General features: G+C 50.8%; 22 protein-coding genes and 1 pseudogene. 18 read left to right on the top strand and 5 right to left on the bottom strand.

Annotated elements, in window-relative coordinates:
- Nucleotide 1: 1 nt before the first annotated feature.
- The 9 genes and pseudogenes from hybA (at nt 2) to ACFK9X_RS20185 (ending at nt 7,279) form a co-directional block, all read left to right on the top strand.
- Nucleotides 2–988 (top strand): hydrogenase 2 operon protein HybA, encoded by a 987-nt coding sequence (gene hybA, locus ACFK9X_RS20225; protein WP_001081721.1) that lies wholly within the window; start codon nt 2–4, stop codon nt 986–988.
- Nucleotides 978–2,156 (top strand): Ni/Fe-hydrogenase cytochrome b subunit, encoded by a 1,179-nt coding sequence (gene hybB / locus ACFK9X_RS20220; protein WP_000017678.1) that lies wholly within the window; start codon nt 978–980, stop codon nt 2,154–2,156. Before hybA ends, hybB begins: the two co-directional genes overlap by 11 nt.
- Nucleotides 2,153–3,856: a hydrogenase 2 large subunit gene (hybC, locus tag ACFK9X_RS20215; protein ID WP_000083044.1), complete on the top strand. Its 1,704-nt coding sequence runs from the start codon at nt 2,153–2,155 to the stop codon at nt 3,854–3,856. The genes hybB and hybC overlap by 4 nt, the downstream gene beginning before the upstream one ends.
- On the top strand, nt 3,856–4,350 hold the full coding sequence (locus ACFK9X_RS20210; protein WP_001221960.1) for a HyaD/HybD family hydrogenase maturation endopeptidase: 495 nt from the start codon (nt 3,856–3,858) through the stop codon (nt 4,348–4,350). The genes hybC and ACFK9X_RS20210 overlap by 1 nt, the downstream gene beginning before the upstream one ends.
- A complete protein-coding gene (gene hybE, locus ACFK9X_RS20205) occupies nt 4,343–4,831 on the top strand; it encodes a hydrogenase-2 assembly chaperone (RefSeq protein ID WP_151117520.1) in 489 nt (162 codons plus the stop codon). The genes ACFK9X_RS20210 and hybE overlap by 8 nt, the downstream gene beginning before the upstream one ends.
- Nucleotides 4,824–5,165, top strand: coding sequence for a hydrogenase maturation nickel metallochaperone HypA (gene hypA, locus ACFK9X_RS20200; RefSeq protein ID WP_000544945.1), 342 nt, complete (start codon nt 4,824–4,826; stop codon nt 5,163–5,165). The genes hybE and hypA overlap by 8 nt, the downstream gene beginning before the upstream one ends.
- 27 nt (nt 5,166–5,192) lie before the next feature.
- A complete protein-coding gene (gene hybG / locus ACFK9X_RS20195) occupies nt 5,193–5,441 on the top strand; it encodes a hydrogenase maturation factor HybG (protein ID WP_000334887.1) in 249 nt (82 codons plus the stop codon).
- 75 nt (nt 5,442–5,516) lie between these two features.
- Nucleotides 5,517–6,569, top strand: a complete 1,053-nt coding sequence (locus tag ACFK9X_RS20190; protein WP_001032007.1) for an ABC transporter substrate-binding protein — start codon at nt 5,517–5,519, stop codon at nt 6,567–6,569.
- Nucleotides 6,569–7,279 (top strand): annotated as a pseudogene (locus ACFK9X_RS20185) (molybdate ABC transporter substrate-binding protein). The gene ACFK9X_RS20190 and the pseudogene ACFK9X_RS20185 overlap by 1 nt, the downstream one beginning before the upstream one ends.
- Nucleotides 7,280–7,346: 67 nt before the next feature.
- On the opposite strand, the gene yghU reads toward ACFK9X_RS20185, so the two are convergent.
- On the bottom strand, nt 7,347–8,213 hold the full coding sequence (gene yghU, locus ACFK9X_RS20180; protein ID WP_000774853.1) for a glutathione-dependent disulfide-bond oxidoreductase: 867 nt from the start codon (nt 8,211–8,213) through the stop codon (nt 7,347–7,349).
- 226 nt (nt 8,214–8,439) lie between these two features.
- Here yghU and gss point away from each other — a divergent pair, with 226 nt between their 5' ends.
- Entirely contained in the window at nt 8,440–10,293 is a 1,854-nt protein-coding gene (gene gss, locus ACFK9X_RS20175; protein ID WP_050187064.1) for a bifunctional glutathionylspermidine amidase/synthase, read from the top strand.
- Nucleotides 10,294–10,962: 669 nt separating this feature from the next.
- Entirely contained in the window at nt 10,963–12,021 is a 1,059-nt protein-coding gene (locus ACFK9X_RS20170) for a methyl-accepting chemotaxis protein (RefSeq protein ID WP_151117518.1), read from the top strand.
- Between the two features lie 299 nt (nt 12,022–12,320).
- Here ACFK9X_RS20170 and uxaC read toward each other — a convergent pair whose 3' ends face one another.
- From uxaC to uxuA, 3 genes are all read right to left on the bottom strand, one after another.
- Entirely contained in the window at nt 12,321–13,733 is a 1,413-nt protein-coding gene (gene uxaC / locus ACFK9X_RS20165; protein WP_000190180.1) for a glucuronate isomerase, read from the bottom strand.
- Nucleotides 13,734–13,744: 11 nt separating this feature from the next.
- Complete coding sequence (locus ACFK9X_RS20160; protein WP_000437132.1) at nt 13,745–15,217, bottom strand: fructuronate reductase; 1,473 nt, start codon at nt 15,215–15,217, stop codon at nt 13,745–13,747.
- 110 nt (nt 15,218–15,327) lie between these two features.
- Nucleotides 15,328–16,512, bottom strand: a complete 1,185-nt coding sequence (gene uxuA / locus ACFK9X_RS20155; protein ID WP_000815487.1) for a mannonate dehydratase — start codon at nt 16,510–16,512, stop codon at nt 15,328–15,330.
- 403 nt (nt 16,513–16,915) lie between these two features.
- Here uxuA and ACFK9X_RS20150 point away from each other — a divergent pair, with 403 nt between their 5' ends.
- The 5 genes from ACFK9X_RS20150 to iraD all read left to right on the top strand — a co-directional run bounded on the left by ACFK9X_RS20150 (nt 16,916) and on the right by iraD (nt 22,048).
- Nucleotides 16,916–18,220 (top strand): MFS transporter, encoded by a 1,305-nt coding sequence (locus tag ACFK9X_RS20150; RefSeq protein ID WP_000784371.1) that lies wholly within the window; start codon nt 16,916–16,918, stop codon nt 18,218–18,220.
- A 395-nt stretch (nt 18,221–18,615) separates the two neighbouring features.
- Nucleotides 18,616–19,494, top strand: a complete 879-nt coding sequence (locus tag ACFK9X_RS20145) for a carbon-nitrogen hydrolase family protein (RefSeq protein WP_023181548.1) — start codon at nt 18,616–18,618, stop codon at nt 19,492–19,494.
- Between the two features lie 38 nt (nt 19,495–19,532).
- Nucleotides 19,533–20,456 carry a polysaccharide deacetylase gene (locus tag ACFK9X_RS20140; RefSeq protein ID WP_000540892.1) on the top strand — a complete coding sequence of 308 codons (924 nt, stop codon included), beginning with the start codon at nt 19,533–19,535 and terminating at the stop codon, nt 20,454–20,456.
- A 726-nt stretch (nt 20,457–21,182) separates the two neighbouring features.
- Complete coding sequence (locus ACFK9X_RS20135) at nt 21,183–21,668, top strand: Hcp family type VI secretion system effector (RefSeq protein ID WP_079787274.1); 486 nt, start codon at nt 21,183–21,185, stop codon at nt 21,666–21,668.
- On the top strand, nt 21,668–22,048 hold the full coding sequence (gene iraD / locus ACFK9X_RS20130) for an anti-adapter protein IraD (protein ID WP_151117974.1): 381 nt from the start codon (nt 21,668–21,670) through the stop codon (nt 22,046–22,048). Before ACFK9X_RS20135 ends, iraD begins: the two co-directional genes overlap by 1 nt.
- 135 nt (nt 22,049–22,183) lie before the next feature.
- On the opposite strand, the gene ACFK9X_RS20125 is transcribed toward iraD, so the two are convergent.
- Nucleotides 22,184–23,668: an NAD-dependent phenylacetaldehyde dehydrogenase gene (locus tag ACFK9X_RS20125; RefSeq protein ID WP_151117516.1), complete on the bottom strand. Its 1,485-nt coding sequence runs from the start codon at nt 23,666–23,668 to the stop codon at nt 22,184–22,186.
- Between the two features lie 161 nt (nt 23,669–23,829).
- On the opposite strand from ACFK9X_RS20125, the gene ACFK9X_RS20120 reads away from it, so the two are divergent.
- Nucleotides 23,830–25,131 (top strand): FAD-binding oxidoreductase, encoded by a 1,302-nt coding sequence (locus ACFK9X_RS20120; protein WP_151117513.1) that lies wholly within the window; start codon nt 23,830–23,832, stop codon nt 25,129–25,131.
- Between the two features lie 14 nt (nt 25,132–25,145).
- Entirely contained in the window at nt 25,146–25,520 is a 375-nt protein-coding gene (locus ACFK9X_RS20115; RefSeq protein WP_000542980.1) for a cupin domain-containing protein, read from the top strand.
- Nucleotides 25,521–25,721: the final 201 nt, after the last annotated feature.

Raw genomic sequence — 25,721 nt, 5'->3', positions numbered from 1 at the left:
CGTGAACAGACGTGACTTTATTAAAGCAGCCTCCGGTGGAGCATTGCTGTTGGGCGCCGCGCCGTCTGTCAGCCATGCGGCTGCAGAAAACCGTCCGCCGATTCCAGGTTCGCTGGGTATGCTGTATGACTCCACTCTGTGCGTGGGCTGTCAGGCCTGCGTCACAAAGTGTCAGGATATCAACTTCCCGGCGCGTAACCCGGAAGGGGAGCAGACCTGGTCGAACAACGACAAGCTGTCGCCGTATACCAATAACATTATTCAGGTATGGCGTAGCGGTACGGGCGTGAACAAAGATCAGGAAGAGAACGGCTATGCCTACATCAAGAAACAGTGTATGCACTGCGTCGATCCTAACTGCGTTTCCGTTTGCCCGGTGTCGGCGCTGAAAAAAGATCCGAAAACCGGCATCGTCCACTATGACAAAGATGTCTGCACCGGCTGCCGTTACTGTATGGTTGCCTGCCCGTATAACGTACCTAAGTACGACTACAACAACCCGTTTGGCGCGCTTCACAAGTGTGAGTTGTGTAACCAGAAAGGCGTTGAGCGTCTGGATAAAGGCGGTTTGCCTGGGTGTGTGGAAGTTTGTCCGGCAGGGGCCGTCATTTTCGGTACTCGTGAAGAGCTGATGGCGGAAGCGAAAAAACGTCTGGCCCTCAAACCAGGCAGTGAATATCACTATCCGCGCCAGACGTTGAAAACGGACGACACCTATCTGCATACGGTGCCTAAATACTACCCACACCTCTACGGTGAAAAAGAGGGCGGTGGTACTCAGGTGCTGGTGCTGACAGGCGTTCCTTATGAAGATCTGGATCTGCCGAAGCTGGATGACCTTTCAACCGGAGCGCGCTCCGAGCATGTTCAACACACGCTTTATAAAGGCATGATACTACCCCTGGCTGCGCTGGCGGGCTTAACCGTGCTGGTTCGTCGTAATAGCAAAAACGACCATCACGATGGAGGAGACGATCATGAGTCATGATCCAAAACCGCTGGGCGGAAAAATCATCAGTAAACCGGTCATTATTTTTGGACCGTTAATCGTCCTGTGTATGCTCCTTATCGTGAAGCGTCTGGTCTTCGGGTTGGGCTCCGTTTCCGACCTGAACGGCGGTTTCCCGTGGGGCGTCTGGATTGCCTTTGACCTGTTGATCGGCACCGGCTTTGCCTGCGGCGGTTGGGCGTTGGCATGGGCGGTATATGTCTTTAACCGTGGGCAATACCATCCGTTGGTGCGCCCGGCGTTGCTGGCAAGCTTGTTTGGTTACTCGCTGGGCGGTCTGTCGATCACTATCGACGTCGGTCGTTACTGGAACCTGCCGTACTTCTACATTCCAGGTCACTTCAACGTGAACTCGGTACTGTTTGAGACGGCGGTCTGTATGACCATCTACATCGGCGTGATGGCGCTGGAGTTTGCGCCTGCCCTGTTTGAACGTCTGGGCTGGAAAGTGTCGCTCAAGCGTCTGAATAAGGTGATGTTCTTTATTATCGCGCTGGGCGCGCTGCTGCCGACGATGCACCAGTCCTCAATGGGGTCATTGATGATCTCGGCGGGCTATAAAGTGCATCCGCTATGGCAAAGCTATGAAATGCTGCCGCTGTTCTCGGTTCTGACCGCGTTTATCATGGGCTTCTCCATTGTCATATTTGAGGGGTCGCTGGTTCAGGCAGGCCTGAAAGGAAACGGTCCGGATGAGAAAAATTTGTTTGTTAAGCTGACGAATACCATCAGCGTGCTGCTGGCGATTTTCGTCGTCCTGCGTTTTGGCGAACTGATTTATCGCGACAAGCTGTCCTATGCGTTTGCCGGCGATTTTTACTCCGCTATGTTCTGGATTGAAGTCGTCCTGATGGTCTTCCCGTTAGTGGTGCTGCGTGTGGCGAAACTGCGTAATGACTCTCGTATGCTGTACCTGTCGGCGCTGAGCGCGCTGTTGGGCTGCGCGACGTGGCGTCTGACCTATTCGCTGGTGGCATTCAACCCGGGTGGCGGCTACCACTACTTCCCAACCTGGGAAGAATTGTTGATTTCTATTGGTTTTGTGGCTATTGAGATTTGTGCATACATCGTACTCATTCGTCTACTGCCGATACTTCCTCCTTTAAAACAAAACGATCATAATCGTCATGAGGCGAGCAAAGCATGAGCCAGAGAATTACTATTGATCCGGTAACCCGTATTGAGGGTCATTTACGCATTGATTGCGAAATTGAGAACGGCGTCGTATCCAAAGCATGGGCGTCCGGCACCATGTGGCGCGGTATGGAAGAGATCGTGAAGAACCGCGATCCGCGCGATGCGTGGATGATTGTGCAGCGTATTTGCGGCGTTTGTACGACAACTCACGCGATCTCTTCTGTTCGTGCGGCAGAAAGCGCGCTGAATATTGATGTTCCCGTCAACGCGCAGTATATCCGTAATATTATTCTGGCGGCGCATACCACCCATGACCACATTGTCCATTTCTACCAGCTCTCTGCGCTGGACTGGGTGGACATTACCTCTGCGCTGAAAGCCGATCCGGAAAAAGCTTCTGCGATGCTGGATGGCGTGTCGAGCTGGCACCTGAACAGCGCGCAAGAGTTCACGAAAGTTCAGAACAAGATCAAGGATCTTGTCGCCAGCGGTCAGTTAGGTATTTTCGCCAATGGCTACTGGGGGCACCCGGCAATGCAGTTACCGCCGGAGGTCAACCTGATTGCGGTCGCCCACTATCTGCAGGCGCTGGAATGTCAGCGTGACGCTAACCGCGTGGTGGCGTTGCTGGGCGGTAAATCGCCGCATATCCAGAACCTGGCGGTCGGTGGGGTGGCGAACCCGATCAATCTCGACAGTATCGGTACGTTGAACCTTGAACGCCTGATGTACATCAAATCGTTTATCGATAAGCTGAGCGATTTTGTCGAGCAGGTGTATAAAGTGGATACCGCAGTCATCGCGGCCTACTATCCGGAATGGCTGGAGCGCGGCAAAGGCGCGGTGAACTACCTGAGCGCGCCGGAATTCCCGACCGACGGTAAAAACGGCAGTTTCCTGTTCCCGGGCGGTTACATTACCAATGCCGATCTGTCGACATACCGTCCGATCACCTCTCACTCCGACGAGTTCCTGATTAAAGGTATTCAGGAGAGCGCGAAGCACGCCTGGTACAAAGATGAAGCGCCGCAGGCGCCGTGGGAAGGCACTACGATCCCGGCTTACGACGGTTGGTCGGATGACGGTAAATACTCATGGGTCAAGTCGCCGACATTCTACGGCAAAACCGTCGAAGTCGGGCCGCTGGCGAACATGCTGTGTAAACTGGCTGCAGGTCGTGAATCCACCCAGACCAAGCTCAATGAAATCATTGCGCTTTATCAGAAGCTGACCGGCAAAACGCTGGAAATGGCGCAACTTCACTCTACGCTGGGTCGTATCATCGGGCGTACCGTTCACTGTTGTGAACTGCAAAACATATTGCAGGATCAATACAACGCGCTGATTGTAAATATCGGCAAAGGTGATTACACCACGTTTGTGAAGCCGAACATTCCGGCGACGGGCGAGTTCAAGGGCGTGGGCTTCCTGGAGGCGCCGCGCGGTATGCTGTCTCACTGGATGGTGATTAAAGACGGTATTATCAGTAACTATCAGGCAGTGGTGCCATCGACCTGGAACTCAGGTCCGCGTAACTTCAACGATGACGTGGGGCCGTACGAACAGTCGCTGGTCGGTACGCCGATCGCCGATCCGGCGAAGCCGCTGGAAGTGGTACGTACCATCCACTCCTTCGACCCTTGCATGGCGTGCGCGGTACACGTGGTGGACGCCGATGGCAATGAAGTGGTCTCGGTGAAGGTTTTGTAATGCGGATATTAGTCTTAGGGGTCGGCAATATTTTGCTGACCGATGAAGCCATCGGGGTGCGTATTGTTGAAGCGTTAGAGCAACGATACACCCTGCCGGATTTCGTTGAGATTCTGGATGGCGGTACGGCGGGAATGGAACTTCTTGGCGATATGGCGAATCGTGATCATTTGATCATTGCCGACGCCATCGTGTCGAAAAAGAACGCGCCGGGAACCATTATGGTACTGCGCGACGATGAAGTTCCGGCGCTGTTCACCAACAAAATCTCCCCCCATCAGCTTGGACTGGCCGACGTATTGTCGGCCCTCCGCTTTACCGGCGAGTTTCCGAAGAAACTGACCCTGGTCGGCGTTATTCCACAGTCGCTGGAACCGCACATCGGCTTAACGCCAACCGTAGAAGCGATGATTGAACCTGCGCTTGAGCAGGTTCTTGCTGCGCTGCGTGAGTCCGGCGTCGAAGCAATTCCTAAGGAGACGGCGCATGTCTGAAACGTTTTCCGGATTCGACACGGCGCCCGTCGCCCGGGTTCAGGCGGCATTTGAAGAGATAGCCCATCGTTCGATGCACGATCTTTCGTTTCTGCATCCGACTATGCCTGTGCATGTCTCTGATTTTACGTTGTTTGAAGGACAATGGACGGGCACGGTAATTACGCCGTGGATGTTAAGCGCATTAATCCTCCCTGGCCCGGACCAGATCTGGCCCGGGCGTACCGTCGGTGAAAAACTCGGTCTGCAACTGCCTTATGGCACGATGACCTTTACCGTTGGCGAACTGGAAGGCGTTTCGCAATATCTTGCCTGCTCGTTGATGTCGCCGCTTTCCCGTAGCCTGTCGCCGGAAGAGGGCGTCCGGCTGGCGGATGACTGCGCGCGGATGCTGTTATCCCTGCCGGTAAGCAATCCTGATGCGCCGCAGACAAGCCGGCGTGCGTTGCTGTTTGGCCGTCGGAGCTGTGAGAATGCATGAGCTGTCTCTTTGCCAAAGCGCCGTTGAAATTATTCAGCAGCAGGCAGAACAGCACGGCGTGGCGCGCGTCACCGGCGTATGGCTGGAGATAGGCGCGCTTTCGTGCGTTGAAGAGCGCGCGGTTCGTTTCAGCTTTGACATCGCCTGCCAGGGGACTTTAGCGCAAGGGTGCGAATTGCACATCGACTACAGACCGGCCCAGGCCTGGTGCTGGGATTGCAGTCAGGTGGTGGAAATTCTCAGGCATGACGCGCAATGTCCGCATTGTCATGGCGATCGCCTGCGGGTGGATACCGGCGATTCGTTGAAAGTAAAAAGTATTGAGGTCGAATAACCCGCATTTTATTTCAGGTGGTTAATTATGTGTATTGGCGTCCCCGGTCAGGTGCTGGCCGTCGGAGATGATATTCACCAGCTTGCGCAGGTGGAAGTGTGTGGCATCAAACGTGATGTCAATATTGCTCTGATTTGTGAAGGTAAGCCAGCCGATCTGATAGGGCAATGGGTATTGGTACACGTTGGTTTTGCGATGAGCATCATTGACGAAGACGAAGCGAAAGCCACGTTAGATGCGCTGCGCCGCATGGAGTACGACATAACCAGCGCGTGATCCCTTAATCACCTCTATTATATCGCTCTATAATCGTTATATAATTATTTATATATCGATTATGGGGCGAAACCTATGAATAAATTTTTGCGCCAGCTCTCTCTGCTGGCGTTGCTTTTTTGCTGGCCGTTAATGTCACAGGCGGCGCGTACTTTTACCGATCAAATTGGCCGCCAGGTCACGGTTCCGGACACCGTCGACAGAGTGGTGGTGCTCCAGCATCAAACGCTCAATCTCCTTGTACAGATGAATGCCACTGACAAAATCGTTGGGGTCATGGCGAACTGGAAACAGCAATTAGGCGACGGCTATGCGCGTCTGGCGCCGGAACTGGCGCAAAAAGCCTCGCTGGGCGATCTAACGCACGTTGATCCTGAAAAACTGGTGGCGCTGCGCCCGCAGGTGGTGTTTGTCACGAATTACGCTCCGCAGGAGATGATCGACAAGATCAGCCGTCTTGGCATTCCGGTAGTGGCGATTTCGCTGCGCCATGATATTGCTGGCGAGCAGGCTAAAATGAACCCGACCCTGGCCGATGAAGAGCAGGCTTATAATCGCGGGCTGCGTGAAGGAATAACGCTGATTGGCGATATCGTCAATAAACCGCAAGAGGCGAAAGCGCTGATTGAGGCGATGGATAAAGGTCGCAAGATGGTCAGCGACCGTTTGCAGTCGGTTCCTGAAAATGAGCGGGTTCGCGCCTATATGGCGAATCCGGAGCTGACCACCTACGGTTCCGGTAAATATACCGGTCTGATGATGGCCCATGCGGGGGCGCTGAATGTAGCGGCATCCTCGGTGAAAGGCTTTAAGCAGGTGACAATGGAGCAGGTGATCGCCTGGGATCCGCAGGTGATCTTTGTCCAGAATCGCTATCCAAAGGTCGTCAATGAGATCCTGCACAATCCCCAGTGGCAGGTCATTGACGCGGTGAAGCATCATCGGGTTTACCTGATGCCGGATTATGCCAAAGCCTGGGGATATCCGATGCCGGAGGCGGTGGGAATCGGCGAACTATGGATGGCGAAAAAACTCTATCCGGAAAAATTCCACGATATTGACATGCAAAAGGCCGCTAACGACTGGTATCAACGTTTTTACCGTACTGACTATCAGGGCGTACAGTGATGCGAATACTGGCTGCGGGGAGCTTGCGCGTCGTCTGGCCGCAGCTAATGACGGCGTTTCAGGCGGATGCGGTATGTGATTTCGGTCCGGCGGGGCTGTTACGTGAACGCATCGAAGCGGGCGAAGCGTGCGACTTTTTTGCTTCGGCGAACCTGGCGCATCCGCAGGCGCTGCTGGAAAGCGGGCGGGCGCTGCGGGTCGCGCCTTTTACGACGAACCGTTTGTGTCTGAGCGTGCGGGCACAGGCGATGCGTGAAGGCGAGGACTGGCTGTCGCTATTAACCCGGCGGGATCTGCGGATCGGCACCTCAACAGCAGGTTGCGATCCTTCCGGCGATTATACGCAGCAGCTTTTTTCGCGGATGGGCAAGGAGGGCGAAGCGGTCCGAAAACGCGCGGTAGCGCTGGTTGGCGGCAGGCAGACTTTGCCGTTACCGGCGGGCCGGCTGGCAGCGGAATGGCTCATCAATCATGATTACACCGATATCTTTATCGGCTATGCCAGCTATGCTCCCTAGCTACGGCAGGTTAATTCGCTGCGAGTGGTTGATATCCCGGAACCTTATAATCCCGTGGCTGAATATGGCTTTGCCTGCCTGAGCGAGCAGGGAAAAACGCTTGCCGACTTTTTACTGTCAGCACGGGCGAGGTTGATTCTCATGCAACATGGGTTTAGTGAAGCGCCGAATATGACACACTCGCAGAACTGATAAGCGAAGCGTCAGCAGGGAATACCATGCCGGATGACGACATTACTACCTCATCCGGCATCATGGTTTAACTTTGACGTTTATCTTCGGTATTGTTTTCGAAGTCGCTGGCGTCATGGCGTTCGTGAAGCTGTTCGTTCAATGGGCCGTTGGTCCGGTTGACAATGCGCCCCCGCTTTACCGCCGGACGTTCGGCTACCTGCTTCGCCCAGCGTTGTACGTTTTGATAACTTCCGGCATCCAGAAACTCCGCTGCATCATAGACATTCCCCAGCACCACGTTGCCGAACCACGGCCAGATGGCCATATCGGCAATAGTGTACTCTTCTCCCGCGACATACGGGTGGTGAGCTAACTGCTTATCCAGCACGTCCAGCAGACGTTTGGCTTCCATGGTGAAGCGATTAATGGCGTACTCAATTTTTACCGGCGCATAATGATAGAAGTGACCGAAACCGCCGCCGAGGAACGGCGCCGCGCCCTGTAGCCAGAACAACCAGTTAAGGGTTTCTGTGCGCTTAGCCAGATCCTGCGGCAGGAAATGGCCAAACTTATCCGCCAGATAAACAAGAATTGCGCCCGACTCAAAAACCCGAATCGGCGGGTTGTGTGAGTTATCGCGCAGCGCCGGAATTTTTGAGTTCGGATTGATGTCAACAAAGCCGCTGGAGAACTGATCGCCCTCGCCGATGCGAATCAACCAGGCGTCATATTCGGCGCCGGTCACGCCCAGCGCCAGGAGCTCTTCCAGCATAATGGTCACTTTCTGGCCGTTAGGCGTCCCCAGCGAATAAAGCTGTAACGGATGTTTGCCGACGGGCAGCGTTTTGTCGTGCGTCGGGCCGGAAACCGGGCGATTAATGTTAGCGAACGCGCCGCCGCCGGATTTATCCCACGTCCAGACTTTTGCGGGTTGATAAGTATTATCTGCCATATTGACCTGCCTTCACAGTGGTGGTGTTGAAGCAGTGTAGCAGCTTGCTAACCGGACATTTAACCTATTGGGACATTCCGGCGAGTGAAATTTTAACCTTCTGGCCTCAGTGTGCCTTATTGAGGTGTATGATTATGTCGACCTCTGTCCGGTTAGTGTCACAGAGCAGACAATCAGAGCGAAATCACGCCAGGCTGCTCAGGCGGTCTTGTTTTGAGGTAAGTGCATGAGCAAAGGAACCACCAGTCAGGATGCCCCCTTCGGGACATTATTGGGTTACGCCCCCGGCGGCGTAGCGATCTACTCTTCAGATTACAATTCCCTCGATCCGTGGGACGACGACGCAGCTTTTCGTAGCTACATCGACGATGAATACATGGGGCATAAATGGCAGTGCGTGGAATTTGCCCGCCGTTTTCTCTTTCTGAATTATGGCGTTGTTTTTACTGACGTCGGCATGGCCTGGGAGATCTTCTCGCTGCGTTTTCTGCGCGAGGTCGTGAATGACAATATTTTACCTTTGCAGGCCTTCCCGAACGGTTCGCCGCGCGCGCCGGAGGCCGGGGCGCTGCTCATCTGGCAAAAGGGTGGCGAGTTTAACGAAACCGGGCACGTCGCGATTATCACCCAACTCCTGGATAACAAAATTCGTATTGCTGAGCAAAACGTTATCCACACGCCATTGCCTCCAGGGCAGCAGTGGACTCGCGAACTGGAAATGGTCGTAGAAAACGGGTGTTACACCCTGCGCGACACCTTTGATGACACGACGATTTTAGGCTGGATGATCCAGACCGACGACACGCAATACAGTTTGTCACAGCCTGACATCGCGAATCAGTCGCTGGCGATTCGTGGCGCAAGACTGCCAGAGAAAGGTCAGTTTGACGGTCAGTGGCTGGATGAGCGCGATCCGTTACAAAAAGCCTATGTACAGGCGAACGGACACGTTATCAATCAGGACCCGTACCAGTATTTTACCATCACCGAGAGCGCTGAACAGGAGCTTATCAAAGCGACCAATGAGTTGCATTTGATGTACCTGCACGCCACGGACAAAGTTTTAAAAGACGATAATCTGCTGGCGCTATTCGATATCCCCAAAATTCTTTGGCCGCGCCTGCGTCTCTCCTGGCAGCGCCGTCGTCACCATATGATCACCGGTCGTATGGATTTCTGCATGGATGAACGCGGGCTGAAAGTCTATGAATACAATGCCGATTCCGCATCATGCCATACCGAAGCGGGATTAATTCTCGAAAAATGGGCTGAGCAGGGCTATACCGGTAAAGGGCATAACCCGGCGGAGGGCTTAATTAACGAGCTGGCAGGCGCCTGGAAACACAGTAAAGCGCGTCCTTTCGTCCATATCATGCAGGATGATGATATCGAGGAGGACTATCACGCGCAGTTTATGCAGCAGGCGCTGCATCAGGCCGGTTTCGCGAGCAAAATTCTCCGCGGGCTGGGCGAGTTGCGCTGGGATGACGCCGGGCAGTTGATCGATGGCGACGGACGGCTGGTGAATTGTGTCTGGAAAACCTGGGCGTGGGAAACGGCGATGGAGCAGATACGCGAAGTCAGCGAGACGGAGTATGCCGCAGTGCCTATTCGTACCGGGCACCCGGAAAATGAAGTCCGGCTGATTGATGTATTACTGCGCCCGGAAGTGTTGGTGTTTGAACCGCTGTGGACGGTGATCCCGGGTAACAAAGCGATCCTGCCCATCCTGTGGTCGCTCTTCCCGCATCATCGCTATTTGCTCGACACGGATTTTACCGTTAACGATGAGCTGGTGCAGACCGGCTATGCGGTAAAACCGATTGCCGGACGTTGCGGTAGTAATATTGATTTGGTGAGCCATCAGGAAGAGCTCCTGGATAAAACCAGCGGCAAGTTCGCCACGCAGAAAAATATCTATCAGCAGTTGTGGTGCCTGCCGAAGGTCGCCGGGAAGTATATTCAGGTCTGTACGTTTACCGTGGGCGGTAACTACGGCGGTACGTGCCTGCGCGGCGATGATTCATTAGTCATTAAAAAAGAGAGCGATATTGAACCGTTAATCGTCATCAAAGCGTAACGGGGTCATTCTCGTCGGGATATCGGCGTGGGTGCCGATATCCCGCCTGTTGTGTTTACCAGCGAACGGCTATCAGCCTGCCATTTACTGGTAACATATGAGAAATAATATCACAAATTATTCTTAACTTTTCTGACGCAGGCGGTGACGCTCGCCGCGTTGGCGCATCCGTTTCCTGATTTTCGACTACTCGATACTTTTTGCGGCTGGTTACGCTGCCCCCATTCCTTTGGATTTAGGTCATGCCTGTTTGGCTGGTAAACGGACAGCATAATATATTGATGAGTCCAAATGATATTATTGGTCATATAAAAAGTTTACGTTAGGTTATTTTTCTATTGCAAAAGTTTGCGTTTAAACCCTGTCTGCAATCTTCGTGGCGAGATATAGCTACACCTAAGTAAATGCAGTTAATTATTATTCAGCTATTGTTGTCAGCCTTGTAAATAATATTTCCGTATAAAGCGAAGCGACTTCCATCATGACTATTAATGGTATTGTTGAATAGTTTACCTTGTAATTATTTAAGTTTGGTGGACGTTTTGTCTTATTCTGGTGAGCGTATGGTTATGGCAGATGACAGCCGATTTTTCATTATGTTAGCATGAGTTGATAATACTTTATCCAGGCATAGATCAGGATGTCCACATATAATAAGGAGAATGGTATATGTTTAAAAAAGTATTAGGCTTGCGCCACTGGAATAATAATGTTGTAAAAATACCGCCGCCAGCAGCAGAATCTGGCGCTAATGCGTCTGACGTGGTGGTGGATACTCCTGAGCCTTATGAGCGGATACTGTGTCAAAAAATTCTGATGGGGATCTCGACGATCGATATCATTCGTAATGCCATCATTAAGTCCTGTGAGCAGCTCAACATTGAAAAAGAACGCATTAATGAACTTAACGAACAGAATGATAAAGCCAGAAGTTCATTAAAATCGCTCGTGGAATTTATCACCGAAATTGGCACGACTTCATCGGATATTGGCTGTCGTATGGGCGACTTAAATACCTCCTTAACGCAAATTAATGCGTGTATTAAAGAGATACAGAAGATCGCTAACCAGACCAATTTGATAGCGATTAACTCCGCGATCGAGGCCGCGCGCGTAGGGGATGCCGGGCGTGGTTTTAGCGTTATTTCGAAAGAAGTGAAAAACCTGTCCGAAGATGTTAAACACAGTTCGAAAAGCGTCAGTACGTTAACCTCTGTAATCAAAGATAATACGGCCAGAGTGAGTGAGGTGCTGGATAACCAACAGCCGGTTATTGATAATATTACGACTAACATAAATCAAATTGTGGAGTCTATTGGCATCGTCATCGATAAATCGCTGAGCATGAAATCGGTCATGCAGTACATCTCTACGGTGCAGTTTTTGAATATTGTTAAAGTTGACCATGTTATCTGGAAAATGGAAGTCTACAAATTACTCTTAAATAAAGACATAAACAGCAAAATAACGATGCACGATCAGTGTCGGCTGGGGAAATGGTACTACGGTTTTGAAGGGCAGCAGTTTAGCAATTACTACAGTTTCCGTAGTCTGGAAGCGCCGCATAAAGAGGTGCATAGCGCTGGTCACTCTGCGCTGAACTATTTTACCGCAGGCGATATGAATGCGATGTCGCAAGAACTCGACAGAATGGAGCGTTCCAGTCATGAGGTGGTTAACCAGCTGGAAATGCTGGCTGTCGATTTATTAAAAGAAACCACACTGTGAAGTCATGAGTTATTACCGTATAACCAACAGGAGCCATCATCAACAGGACTGATGTATCACACTTTCTGCACTGGAGTTATTCCGGACAGAGAAAAAAAGCATGACGCAGAAGATGGCTGTGTTTGTTTACCCGAATCACTTACTTTAGTAAGTGATTCGGGATTAATCAGCAACCTCTTTGCTTTTTATCGGCGGCCAGACTTTGGCTGGAAAAGTGCGTTACTGCTAAATTTCTCACTCTCTTACCGCCTTCCTGCTCCTCGAAATACCTGAAACCTGTGCTCACAGATTAATAGCGATTATTTAATCGTGAAATAACGCTGGGCATTATTGAAGCAGATATCCTGAACCATACGGCTTAGCATCGCTTCATCATCAGGAATCTCTCCGTCCTGCGCCCACTGTCCCAGCAGGTTACAGAGAATACGACGGAAATATTCATGTCGCGTATAAGAAAGGAAACTGCGGGAGTCGGTCAGCATCCCGACAAACTGACTTAACAGTCCCATTTGCGACAGTTGCTCCAGTTGGCGCAGCATCCCGTCTTTCTGATCGTTAAACCACCAGCCGGAACCAAACTGTACTTTTCCGGCAATTCCCGGCCCCTGGAAGTTACCGATCATGGTCGCCAGGACTTCGTTATCACGTGGGTTCAGGCAATAGAGGATAGTCTTGGGCAGTTCATTGGTCACATCCATACTGTCGAGCAAACGGGAGAGCGCCCAGCTAATGTTATTATCGCCAATGGAGTCAAAGCCGGTATCCGGCCCCAGCAGGCGGAACATACGGGTATTATTGTTACGGATCGCGCCAATATGTAGCTGCATCACCCAGCCGCGCGCGGCGTACTGACGGCCCAGCCAGACCAGCACCGCCGTGGTAAACTGGGCGATCTCAAGTTCGCTCAACGTTTCGCCAGCCAGACGTTTGCCCAGAATGGCGTCAAGCTGCGCGTCGTCGGGCACCGGCGCAAATCGCAGCGTTTCAATGCCATGATCGGACGCGCGGCAGCCGCAGGCGGCGAAATGGTCGAGACGGCGAGTGAGCGCCTGACGTAAATCGTCGAAACGGGTAATGCTGACATCTGCCGCCGCTTCCAGTTTCCCCAGATAATCGACAAAGCCGTCCAGTTCGATTTTGAAAACTTTGTCGGGGCGCCAGCTTGGCGCGACTTCAATATCAATGCTGTCGTCGGCGGCTATCTGGCGGTGATATTCCAGAGAATCTATCGGGTCGTCGGTGGTTCCGACCATCCGCACATTCATCTGCTGCATAATACCACGCGCGGAAAAGGCCGGTGTCGCCAGTTTCTCATTACACTGCGTCCAGATACTTTCCGCGGTATCCGGTCCGAACAGCGTACCTGTAATGCCAAATGGACGGCGTAGTTCAAGGTGCGTCCAGTGATACAGCGGATTACCCAGAGTTTTTGGTACGGTATTGGCCCAGGCCATATATTTTTCATAATCGCTGGTCTCTTTGCCGGTGATCAGCGACTCATCCACGCCTGCGCTTCGTAGCGCTCGCCATTTATAGTGGTCGCCTTCCAGCCAGATCTGACCGAGGTTATCGAAACGGCGATCGTCGGCGATTTCCTGCGGACTTAAATGGCAGTGGAAGTCATAAATCGGCATGGGCGCGGCGTATTTATGGTACAGCGTGCGGGCAATGTCGTTTTTCAGTAGAAAATCTTCAGTCATAAACGTAGCCATGATTTATCTCCTTACTTAGCCAGCGCTTCTACCGTGGCTTTCGCGCCATTCTGCAATAGCTGTTGGTAAGCGTCGGTAACGGCTTGCACAAATTCGTGGTTCTTCGGCAGGTCGTTGCCAAAGATAGACTCGATGGCCAGTAGCCCGCGAACGCGTTCTTCCGGCGTCTGATATTGCTGATGAATCGCCTGATACTGTGCAAGCAGCGGATCGACGACATCAATGGTTTTACCTTGCTCATCGACACCGCCGACATAACGCATCCATCCGGCGACGCCCAGCGTCAGGCGGCGATAGTCATCGCCCTGTTGCAAGTGCAGACGTACCGGGTCCAACAAACGCTGCGGCAGTTTCTGACTGCCATCCATCGCGATCTGCCAGGTGCGGTGTTTCAACGAGGGGTTAGTGAAACGCGCAATCAACAAATTCGCATACCCTTCCAGATCGGTGCCTTCCGGCATTGACAACGTCGGCGCTTGTTCATCAAGCATCAGCGCCAGCGCCGCGCGACGGTAAGCCGGGTTAGTCATAGTATCGGCGATAGTGTCATACCCGCCGAGATAACCCAGATAGGCGAGGAAAGAGTGACTGCCGTTAAGCATACGCAGCTTCATCATCTCAAACGGTACGACATCTGCAACGAATTGCGCGCCGACGGTATCCCAGTCCGGGCGACCATTCACAAAGTTATCTTCGATGACCCACTGGCGGAAGGGTTCGCAGGCGATAGCGCAGGGATCATAAACGCCTAACTGGTCGGCAACCAGTTGTAGCGTCTCTTCGGTCGCTGCCGGAACAATGCGGTCAACCATGGTGCAGGGGAAGGTCACATTGTCGGCAATCCATGCGGCGAGGGCGGCATCGCGAGCTTTTGCCAGGCCGAGGACGGCAGCCTTCGCGACGTGACCATTCTCGCGCACGTTATCGCACGACAGCACGGTAAAAGCTTTCAGTCCTTGCTCCCGGCGCATGTTTAGCGCTTCGACAATATAGCCAATGGCGGATTTAGGCTGCTGTGGATGGGCAAGATCGTTTTGGATCAGCGGGTTATTGACATCAAGCTCGCCGCTGGCGGGGTCGGTGCAGTAGCCTTTTTCGGTCACGGTTAAGGAGACGATGGCGGTTTCCGGGCGCGCCATTGCCGCCAGAATCCCTGCATGACCGTCGAATTCAGGGTGTAGCGCTTCTTTCATTGAACCGATAATTTTCAGTTCGGTGCTTTCTGCGCCGCGTTCTGCAACGGTGTACAGCAGATTTTGCGCTTTCAGGTTCGCGATCAGCCGCGCGTCGTTACCCGGCATCAGGTTCACTTCACAAATGCCCCAGTCGCTGTCGCTCTTTTCCAGTAGATGATGGGTAAAGAGCGCCTGGTGCGCGCGGTGAAACGCCCCGCAGCCCAGATGCACAATACGGGATACCAGACGTGATTTGTCCCAGTTTGGGCGGGCGACGGAAACCTGGGCGGTGGCGATATTCTGTTCCATTGCAAACTCCTGTCATTCGACGTCTTCGCCCGCGATCTCCGGGGCGAGGCATGTTGCTATTGCATTGAGTAGGGGAAATCGCATGACGCGTCGCGCCATGCGAAAGAAGGTTATTTGCTAAAGAAAGCGCGCTGGATAGCCAGTTCGACGCCGCGGACTTCCGCAAGCCCTTTCAGACGGCCAATGGCGGAATAACCCGGATTCGTTTTCTTCTTCAGATCGTCCAGCATCTGATGACCGTGGTCCGGGCGCATTGGGATCAGATCGTCGCTACCTTCGGCTTTACGACGGTGCTCTTCTTCCACAATCGCTTTAACGACTTCATACATATCCACATCGCCGTGCAAATGGGCGGCCTCGTGGAAGGTCTTCGGATTCTCTTCGCGCAGCGTAGAGCGCAGATGCGTAAAGTAGATGCGCGGACCAAACTGTTTGATCATATCAACCAGATCGTTGTCGGCGCGCACGCCGTAAGATCCGGTACACATGGTGAAGCCGTTCGCCATGCTATTAACGGTTTCCACCATCCATTGCATGTCTTCAATGGTAGAGACAATGCGCGGCAGGCCGAGAATAGGGCGCGGCGGATCGTCAGGGTGAACGGCCATACGCACGCCAACCTCGTCGGCAACCGGAATAATGGCTTTCAGGAAATAGGCAAAATGTTCACGCAGTTTTGCTTTATCGATATCTTTATACGTCGCCAGGTGTTGACGGAACTGATCCAGCGTATAGCCTTCTTCCGCGCCAGGTAAACCGGCAATAATGTTGCGGGTCAGACGTGCTTTGTCTTCCTCGCTCATGGTGGCGAAACGCCGCTCTGCCTGAGCAATCTCTTCTGCCGTATAGTCGGCTTCTGCTCCCGGACGCTTCAGGATATGCAGTTCGAACGCGGCGAATTCAATCTGGTCAAAACGCAACGCTTTGGAACCATCCGGTAATACGTATTCCAGATCCGTACGTGTCCAGTCCAGTACCGGCATAAAGTTATAGCAAACCGTATAGATACCGCATTGCGCCAGGTTACGCAGCGTTTGCTGGTAGTTTTTGATCCATAAATCGTACTGACCGGTGTGGGTTTTGATATCTTCGTGGATAGGTACGCTCTCTACCACAGACCACTCCAGACCCGCCTCTTCAACGATAGCTTTACGTTTCTGGATCTCGTCTACCGACCAAATTTCTCCATTCGGGATATGGTGTAACGCCGTTACCACGCCGGTTGCGCCAGCCTGGCGTACATCTGACAGCGTTACCGGGTCGTTAGGTCCGTACCAGCGCCAGGTTTGTTTCATATCTCGTTTCCTCTTCTTGCGATAACGTCTTCGTGGTTGACCCATTGCCAGCCAACATCGAAACGTGCTTTGTAAACCCGTTCTGCCCCCTAAATTCAACCAAAATTTTTCTCATGTCAACCTTATTGTCTAAATTGGCTAACCAAATCACAAATATCATCATTCACGGTCTGCCAATTTTATTTATTTGATCTGTGTCAATTTTTGCTGGGTGAAAAGCATTCACCATTCAACTTGAAATGAGTTGATGTATTTATTTCAAGAATATTAAGGGCGGGAGTTGCCGCCAGATTTTGACCGGTCCGGATGAGAAAATATTGATTGGTCAACCAATTTTGTGATTTCAGTTTTCCCGCTACAGGTCAGACGGCGCGGAGCTAATGTTTTTTAACGAGGCTTTATCATGAAGATGACAAAATTAAGATGGTGGATTATCGGCCTGGTCTGCGTAGGGACCATCGTAAACTACCTGTCCCGTAGCTCGCTTAGCGTTGCGGCGCCAGCGATGATGAAAGAACTCCATTTTGATGAGCAACAATATTCCTGGGTGGTGAGCGCCTTCCAGCTTTGTTACACCATTGCGCAGCCGATCACCGGCTATTTGATGGATGTCATCGGACTGAAAATCGGCTTCTTTATCTTTGCCTTGTTATGGTCGCTGATTAACATGGCGCACGCGCTGGCCGGCGGCTGGATAAGTCTGGCATTTCTGCGTGGTCTGATGGGGCTAACCGAAGCGTCAGCGATTCCGGCCGGGATTAAAGCCAGCGCCGAATGGTTCCCGACGAAAGAACGCGGTATTGCGGGGGGCCTGTTTAATATCGGTACTTCAATTGGCGCGATGCTGGCGCCGCCGCTGGTGGTCTGGGCGATGCTGACCTTTGCTGATAGCGGCATCGGTACTGAAATGGCGTTTGTGATTACCGGTGGGATCGGCGTGCTGTTCGCCATCACCTGGTTCCTGATTTATAACTCGCCAAATAAACACCCGTGGATCACCCACAAAGAGCTGCGTTATATCGAAGACGGCCAGGAAAGCTATCTCCAGGACGATAATAAAAAACCGGCCGTTAAAGAGATCGTTAAAAAGCGTAACTTCTGGGCGTTGGCGATTACCCGTTTTCTGGCTGACCCGGCATGGGGAACGCTGAGTTTCTGGATGCCGCTGTATCTGATTAACGTGATGCATCTGCCGTTAAAAGAGATCGCCATGTTTGCCTGGCTGCCGTTCCTGGCGGCGGACTTTGGCTGCGTTGCAGGCGGTTTCCTGGCGAAGTTCTTCATGGAAAAGATGCACATGACCACGATCAATGCGCGTCGTTGTAGCTTTACCATCGGCGCTGTTTTGATGATTTCGATCGGTTTTGTCAGCATTACGACTAACCCGTATGTCGCCATTGCATTGATGAGTATTGGCGGTTTTGCGCACCAGACGCTGTCTACCGTCGTGATTACCATGAGCGCTGACCTGTTCAAGAAAAATGAGGTCGCGACGGTTGCCGGTCTGGCAGGATCTGCGGCATGGATGGGACAGTTAAGCTTCAACCTGTTTATGGGGGCATTGGTCGCTATTATCGGTTACGGCCCGTTCTTCATTGCACTCAGTCTGTTCGATATTATCGGCGCCATCATCCTGTGGGTACTGATTAAAGATCCAGAAAAGCACCACCCGCCAATGACGGAACAGCCGCTGGCGTCTCACCGCTAAAGCTGTCTCGGTTTCACTGGCCTGATAAGCGAAGCGCTACCGGGTTCTAACGGCCACCTTCGGGTGGCCGTCTTCATTACCCTTATCGGTAAAAATACGCGTTGGTTTTATACCAGCGCGTTATCATTTAGTTTGCCTGATTATTTTCAGATGCTGAAAATAATATTGTGGTAAGGGTTATTGTTTTTCGCCTGGATTTTTATCGACTCTCTGTCTCGCTGCGATCATCGATAAAGTCCCCTTTATGTAAATAAAGGTTCAATGCTTCTACTCTTTTCTCCATATATTTTGCGCAGCTTCACAAAAAATAACCTGATGTCGTAATGTCCACTCCCTAATATTCTCCATGCTCTATACGTTAATTTAAGTTTAAATTTCATGCCGGGGATATCACGATGTCACGTAATTTTACTGTTTCAGCCTGTCAGTATATTGTTACCGAAATAAACACTTTTGAAGATTTCATAACAAAGGTAAGGATACTTCTTAATAAAAGTCAGGGGGCTGATGTCGTTATCTTCCCGGAGCTATTTACCATTGAGTTATTTACATTATTGAAAAAATGGCAAGAAAGACCCATTTCACACCTTACTTTAATTGATCAGTTCACGGATGCCTATAAGCAGCTTTTTCAACAGGAAGCGAAAGAAAGAGGACAGTTCATTATTGCTGGCTCTCATCTGGAGCAGACCGGAGCAGATCGCTATGAGAATGTTGCGCATATATGGGGACCCGATGGCGAACATTATGCTCACAGTAAGTCGCATATCTTCCCGGCTGAACGGGGTTGGTATACTCAGGAAGGCGATAAAATGGCTGTTTTTCAACTGCCATTTGCAAGGGTGGGTTTTAATATTTGTTATGAAGCAGAAATACCGGAGTGTGCCGCGACGCTGGCGGAACAGGGTGTAGAGTTAATTTTAACGCCTTCCGCTACGTTTACTGAACAGGGATTTTGGCGAGTCAGGCATTGTTGCCATGCACGTTGTATTGAAAATCAAATTTATCTTGTTCACTGTTGCCTGGGCGGAAACCCGGGCGGGCCACTGCCAGGCTGCTGGGCCCGAAGTTCAATTTTAAGCCCCTGTGATGTCGTGTGGAAAAATCCACAAGGTATTATCGCAGAGGCGCACGTCAATCAAGAGGATGTCATTTCAGGAGAAATTAACCTCGATGTTCTATATGAAAATAGACTTGGGGGGGCAGCAACAACGTTCAAGGACAGACGCAGAAAAGCAGGCATATATAATATCTGGCCATCACACATTAAATAACAGAATGTGTCCCTTCTATGTATTAGCTGGAGGTCGTTATGGGATATTTAAAATTACCTGAGGGTAAAAGGATTGCGGTCAATCTTGGTGTCGATGTAGATGCTCAGTCTTTATGGCTGGGCGGATTTAATCGACCATCGCCATCCTTTATGTCACGAGGAGAGTTTGGTGCACAAGTTGGCGTACCAAGGCTTCTGAAATTGTTCAAAGAAAATAATATCAAAACCACCTTTTTTATTCCCGGACACACTGTAGACACCTTCCCGGAAATCAGTAAAGCAATTTTTGATGCCGGGCATGAAATCGCTCACCATGGCTACTATCATGAAAATCCGACTCTGGTGAATCGTGATACAGAACGCCGACTTATGGATCTGGCGTTCGCCTGTTATAAAAGACATTTCGGCATACGCCCTGTGGGATACCGTTCTCCCTATTGGGATTATAGCGAGAATACGCTGGATCTTCTGGAGGAAGCCGGTTTTCTCTATGACAGTAGCCTGATGGCGAGAGATCTTGTGCCTTACCATCCTCAACGTTGGCAGGTGAATTGGGAAACGGGAAATATCGCAGGCCCGGCCAGCGCGATTCTGGAAATTCCTGTTAGCTGGTATCTGGATGATTTTCCCGCACTGGCGTATACCGGTAACCAGGAGGGGATGAGCGATACTGACGGTGTTCTGCGACGCTGGAAGGATATTTTTACCTATGCTTATAACCATCAGGAAAACGGTTTATATGCGATGGCTCTTCATCCGCAGATAATCGGTCATGGGCATCATATGATGATGTTGTCACGTTTGATTGAACATATTAAAGGGCATGATGGCGTATGGTTTGCAACCTGTGAAGAGATAGCCAGTGTCTGGGTGGATGACGAAGAGGATCGACAAAAAATGCTCCGTCCTGATGTTCGTGGCGTAGCGCCGGTTCCGGATGATTATGGCTGGCCAGGCAAATGATATCACCTCATGACAATGTTAATATCAGTCGGGTAACGGATTACCCGGGCAGAAGTTACCTGTTTGCCCGCTTGTTAATGCATATTGTCCATCAGAAAGGGAGATTATCCCGGGACGTATAAAATCTTTTTTATTTCGGTCAAAACGTTAATCAACGAGAATAGTTTGTTTTTTTGATTTAAATCATTTTTTAGTGTTTACAGGAAAATAAGCAAATAACATTTATAATGTGAGTATTAAGAAAAATAAAATTTTCATAGTGATTGATTTTTATTTAACGCTTTGATTTTTAATGTTTTTATATGTGTTAATTGATATAAATCAATTTGTATTTTTTTATTAAATAAGTAAAAATTAAGTTGATATTTGCTTTTTGATGTGTTTTTTATATATAACTGATTATTATTCTGAAATGTCAATTTTTGAATAATGACGCTGTGATACCGGCACCAGGGATACTTTGCGATAAAAGGGATTGAATATGGCAGAGAGCGTTCAGTATAACCTCAATTGTATTTGGCCACAGCGGGCCAAAACCCTCTATTGCATTGCAACCAGTGGAATAACGTTCATCAGACGTGGGTAAACGTTGGCAAAATCCCTGCAAACCTGGCGCTTTTCACGCTGTGTTTTTTGGTAGTTGCGCTTTTAATAAGAGTCACAAGCGTTGGCCGCCGGTATTCGTCTGGCTGCGGAACTGCCACCTGATCAACAAGGAGATAAATCATGGATGCGATTTTTTTAAAGCTCGACAATATCAAAGGCGAAAGCCAGATTGAAGGCTTTGAAGATCAGATAGAGATCATGTCTTATAGCCACAATGTGGCAATGCAGGTAAATAACGATGTTAGCCTCACTGAGCGGACTTCCGGGCGTGCGCATGTTGGTGAAATGTCGCTCACCAAATTTGTCGACCTCGCCACGCCTGTGCTCAATGAGTACTGCTGTAGCGGGAGGCTAATTAGAACCGCAGTGCTGACGTTGTGCCGCAATGACGACGGCAAAATGCGGTCGCTTATCGTTTATACCCTGACAAACGTGCTGATATCACAACTCAGTGTTAGCGGCGGCGCCGGCGGTAAGCCGGTGGAAACGATGTCGCTGAACTTCACGAAAATCAAATGGCAAATCACTGCCGAGAAATCAGACAGCGCTCAACAGGAGTCCAGAACGTCAGTATGGGATCTGGCGATGGGCCAGATAGGGAAATGATGATGACACCAGCCATTCCGGTCGCGCTATTCGACAGGCTCTTGGTTGAGGGGATAAGCCCACATGAATTGGTACGCCGCAAGTTAATGTGTTTATTCAACTCTTGCGTTGTGGCAGGTGGCGAGACATTACCGCCGCTGCTCACTCAGGGTATGCCGGAATGGCACGAGGTGAATGTGGGTGACAAACGGGTTCTCAACTGGTTTTGCCGTGAGCTTCGCGCTGCTATTTTACGTTATGAACCGAGCATCAACATGCTGAAAGTCAGTGTAAAAGATGCCCATCATCAGACGCTGGCGTTGTCTTTGGAAGCGACGTTACAGGACGAGTCTGAACCGTTAAGGCTGGAGATAGCCTACTCTAACGGTAGATGGCGCTAGTAATGCAGGAAGGAACGCCGGGCCGGGCGTTTAACATTATCCCAAAAGCAAAAAAACGCAGCGAGCGAACCTGATAATCAGGCAGACAGTCCACCTTTCGGTATGGTTGATCTGCCTGCATCATTTTCAGGATGGTTAATAACGGACCATGACCGATTTAAGTTCGGTATAGTCATCAATAAACGCGCTGCCAAATTCACGACCACTACCCGATCCTTTCATCCCTCCAAAGGGTACCGCGGGATCGAGGAAGGTATGCATATTGACCCACACCATGCCAGCATCAATATCTTCAGCGTAGCGTAATGCCTTAGACATATTTTCCGACCACACACTTGCAGCAAGGCCGAATGGCGAAGCGTTGATATGCGAAAGCGCCTCTTTTTCATTCTGATAACCAATAAAGCTACAGACAGGGCCAAAGGTCTCCTCGTGCATCAGCGTACTGTTTTTACTACGCACTTTTACCGCTGTCGGCTGTAAAAAGAACCCTCCGCCGGGTAAAGTTTCACCGCCATAAACAATGGTATCCCCTTCTTCCCGTGCACGTTGAATCAGACGCAGCACTTTTTCAAGCTGAACCTGATTCGCCAGCGGGCCCATCACCGTTTTTTCATCTAAAGGCGAGCCGGGCACGATCTCCGATAACCGTTGTCTGAGGAGCGTCATGACCGTATCCAGTTTTTCCTGGGGCAGATAAAAACGCTCTGCGGCAGCACAAATTTGCCCTTGATTCAGATAACCGGCTTCAAGAATACCGTTGACCATGGCTTGTGCCGTGAGATCATTGAGAAACAGCGCCGCATTTTTCCCTCCCAGTTCGAGGGTAACGCGTTTTCCTGACGATGTTGCCGAACGCCGGACTTTCTCACCTGTCGCGACTGACCCGGTGAAACTCACTTTGGCGCAATCTGGATGCGCGATCAGCTGTTGCGCTATCTCACCGCCAGCACCGTTTACCACGTTAATTACGCCATCAGGGAAACCTGCCTCTTTCGCCAGTTCAGCGACTCGCAGCAGTGTCAGCGGGGTATATTCACTTGGTTTAATGACGATGGTGCAGCCACATACCAGCGCTGCGGCCAGTTTCCAGATAGCAATCATAATTGAGAAATTCCACGGCACAATACCGACGACCACACCAATGGGTTGGCGTTGGGTAAACGCGGTGTATCTCTCTTCTCCCATTGATGGCAGGGAGACATTCAGCGTTTCACCGGTTATTTTTCCTGCCCAACCGGCAAAGTAACGCAGGAAGGCCACTGACTGAGCGAGTTCAAGACCGCGCGACAGCGTAATCGTTTTACCTGAACAGACGCTTTCCAGTTGAGCTAACTCTTCACGATGAGCGGCAAGAATATCAGCCAGTTTCAGCAGTAATGCGCCGCGTTGTAACGTTGGCATTTTACGCCAGACATCAAACGCCCGTCTGGCGCTCTGCATGGCCTCTTCTGCCTGCGCAGGGGTTGCCGACACAACGTCGGCGATGATTTTGCCGGTGGCTGGGTTAGTGACCGAGAAGTTCGTGCCGTTTCCGGCCTGACGTTCACCTGCAATAAATTGTCCGTGTCGTTGGCGTAAAAAAGTCGTTACTTCGGCAAGTAATGTCACGTCGCTCATCAGAAGTGCCTGTAGGTCAGGAATGTACGTTTTTCTATCTCAACATACTTGCCTGGAACTGAATATCGTTCCAAAGAACGTCATTCTTCCGGACGATATTTTGTAAAACGTTACCGTGCTGTGATAGCGGTCTTAGTCAAGCGTGATGACAAGGTAACGCGATGAATACAAAAATCGATGCGTTGAATTACTACGGCGCGACGAAAAAATACCCGTTGCATTTTCCTGCTCTGCAAGACGATATTGATGCCGATGTGGTGATCATTGGCGGTGGCTTTTCAGGCATCAATATAGCGCTGGAACTGGCGGAGCAGGGGATCACTAATGTTGTCGTTCTGGAAGCCCGTCATCTTGGGTATGGCGGCACCGGACGAAACGGCGGTCAGGTAATGGCCGGTATAGGTCACGACATCGAAGCCGTTAAAAAATATGTAGGCGCAGCGGGAATGGAGACGCTGTTTAAAATCTCGAACCTCGGCGCAGGCATTATTCGGGAGCGAATTCGTAAATACCATATTGATGCTGATTTTGTCCCCGGATATGGTTATCTGGCCTACAACCAGCGGCAGTTAAAAACGCTGCAACAATGGGAAAAAGAATTCAAAGCCGCTACGCCGGAAGACGATATTGAACTCTATACCGGTAAAGACGTGCAGCAGGTTATCGGTTCCGACGTCTACTGCGGTGTTCTCAAGCATATGGGGGGAGGGCATGTCCACTCGCTGAATTTATTGCTGGGCTCCGCTCAGGCTGCGAATTCGCTGGGGGTGAAGATATTCGAATATTCACCTGTGGTTGAGGTCAGTTACGGTAAAACTGTGCGGGTACGTACTGCGATGGGCAGCGTAAAAGCAGCCAAATTGCTGTGGGCCTGTGATAGTTTTCTCAATAATCTGGAACCAGAAATTTATAAGAAAACGCTGGTTACTTATTCTTATCAGGTCTCTACAGAACCTCTCTCCAGCGAGCTTGTTGAGCGGATCAGTCCCTTGCGCGGGGCTTTTAGCGATATCCGCCCGGTGATAAATTACTACCGTCTCACAAAAGAAAACCGTCTGCTGTTTGGCAGCGCCACAAGGTTTCTTGAATATACCCCGCACGATTTTGCTGCCTGGAACCGCACTCTGTTGACGGAGGTCTTCCCTTATTTGAAAGACGTTAAAATCGATTTTGCCTGGGGCGGACCGATGGCCTGTAGCGCGAATCTGTTTCCGCAGATTGGCACGCTTCGTGAACACAATAATGTTTTTTATGTTCAGGGTTATTCCGGATTTGGCGTCACGCCTTCCCATATTGTATGCAAAATCCTGGCCGAAGGAGTAAATGGCGGTTCCGAGCGGTATCGTCTGATGAGTAGCATTCCCCACGCGACAATTTATGGTCGCGACAGTCTACGTCTATTGCTGGTCAGTGCGGGAAAACTGATACATCAAACAGCCGGTTTCTGGAAAGGCCGGAATTAACCAGGAGAACATTAATGCACGCTTTTAAACTCAATCAACCTGTTCCTGAATTACAGCCAATCGGGAGTGTCAGCCTGTTGGGGGCGTTGCCAACAGAAGGCGATCCCCAGGTCGCCGTTGCGATGATTTACGGTAAACCTGAGGACGTATTTACCTGTGGACTGTTTTCATCGACCCGCGGCGGTTTCACGATGATTTATCCCTTTACCGAGCACGCAACCGTGCTGGAAGGGGAAGTGGAACTCACTGTCGCGGGTCAGGAACCGATACGTTTTTCACCGGGCGATAGTTGGTTTGTTGAACAGGGAACCGAAGTGGCATGGAAAGTTTTAACGCCCCGTTTTGTAAAACATTATCTGGCAAACGTTGAAAGCCATAAACAGGGTTGAATCCTTTAATTGTTCGTCAGTAGCGTTGGCATCACTGGGGAGAATAACGCGCTCCCCACTTGCTATTAACGCATGCGGGGACGGCGTCACAACGTTATTTACCGTTATCCCTCTTCAGGACGATACCTGTTAGATACGGTGCCTGCCATAAATAAGCGTTATTCCGGAGCGGTAATTTATTGTTGTAATAATAGTGAAGAG

The sequence above is a fragment of the Salmonella sp. WC3 genome, from assembly GCF_042932255.1.
Taxonomy (GTDB): domain Bacteria; phylum Pseudomonadota; class Gammaproteobacteria; order Enterobacterales; family Enterobacteriaceae; genus Salmonella; species Salmonella enterica.
The sequence above is the reverse complement of the archived record's forward strand: the minus strand, read 5'-3'. Positions and strand labels throughout refer to the sequence as shown.

Coding starts and splice junctions, on each gene's coding strand:
- uxuA (WP_000815487.1), bottom strand. CDS start 16,512: ATGAAACAAACCTGGCGCTGGTACGGACCTAACGACCCGGTAACGCTG.
- ACFK9X_RS20145 (WP_023181548.1), top strand. CDS start 18,616: ATGTCACGTAATTTTACTGTTTCAGCCTGTCAGTATATTGTTACCGAA.
- ACFK9X_RS20115 (WP_000542980.1), top strand. CDS start 25,146: ATGCACGCTTTTAAACTCAATCAACCTGTTCCTGAATTACAGCCAATC.
- hybE (WP_151117520.1), top strand. CDS start 4,343: ATGTCTGAAACGTTTTCCGGATTCGACACGGCGCCCGTCGCCCGGGTT.
- ACFK9X_RS20210 (WP_001221960.1), top strand. CDS start 3,856: ATGCGGATATTAGTCTTAGGGGTCGGCAATATTTTGCTGACCGATGAA.
- iraD (WP_151117974.1), top strand. CDS start 21,668: ATGATGACACCAGCCATTCCGGTCGCGCTATTCGACAGGCTCTTGGTT.
- ACFK9X_RS20190 (WP_001032007.1), top strand. CDS start 5,517: ATGAATAAATTTTTGCGCCAGCTCTCTCTGCTGGCGTTGCTTTTTTGC.
- hybB (WP_000017678.1), top strand. CDS start 978: ATGAGTCATGATCCAAAACCGCTGGGCGGAAAAATCATCAGTAAACCG.
- ACFK9X_RS20160 (WP_000437132.1), bottom strand. CDS start 15,217: ATGGAACAGAATATCGCCACCGCCCAGGTTTCCGTCGCCCGCCCAAAC.
- gss (WP_050187064.1), top strand. CDS start 8,440: ATGAGCAAAGGAACCACCAGTCAGGATGCCCCCTTCGGGACATTATTG.
- ACFK9X_RS20150 (WP_000784371.1), top strand. CDS start 16,916: ATGAAGATGACAAAATTAAGATGGTGGATTATCGGCCTGGTCTGCGTA.
- ACFK9X_RS20140 (WP_000540892.1), top strand. CDS start 19,533: ATGGGATATTTAAAATTACCTGAGGGTAAAAGGATTGCGGTCAATCTT.
- yghU (WP_000774853.1), bottom strand. CDS start 8,213: ATGGCAGATAATACTTATCAACCCGCAAAAGTCTGGACGTGGGATAAA.
- ACFK9X_RS20135 (WP_079787274.1), top strand. CDS start 21,183: ATGGATGCGATTTTTTTAAAGCTCGACAATATCAAAGGCGAAAGCCAG.
- uxaC (WP_000190180.1), bottom strand. CDS start 13,733: ATGGCTACGTTTATGACTGAAGATTTTCTACTGAAAAACGACATTGCC.
- ACFK9X_RS20120 (WP_151117513.1), top strand. CDS start 23,830: ATGAATACAAAAATCGATGCGTTGAATTACTACGGCGCGACGAAAAAA.
- hybG (WP_000334887.1), top strand. CDS start 5,193: ATGTGTATTGGCGTCCCCGGTCAGGTGCTGGCCGTCGGAGATGATATT.
- ACFK9X_RS20125 (WP_151117516.1), bottom strand. CDS start 23,668: ATGAGCGACGTGACATTACTTGCCGAAGTAACGACTTTTTTACGCCAA.
- hypA (WP_000544945.1), top strand. CDS start 4,824: ATGCATGAGCTGTCTCTTTGCCAAAGCGCCGTTGAAATTATTCAGCAG.
- hybC (WP_000083044.1), top strand. CDS start 2,153: ATGAGCCAGAGAATTACTATTGATCCGGTAACCCGTATTGAGGGTCAT.
- ACFK9X_RS20170 (WP_151117518.1), top strand. CDS start 10,963: ATGTTTAAAAAAGTATTAGGCTTGCGCCACTGGAATAATAATGTTGTA.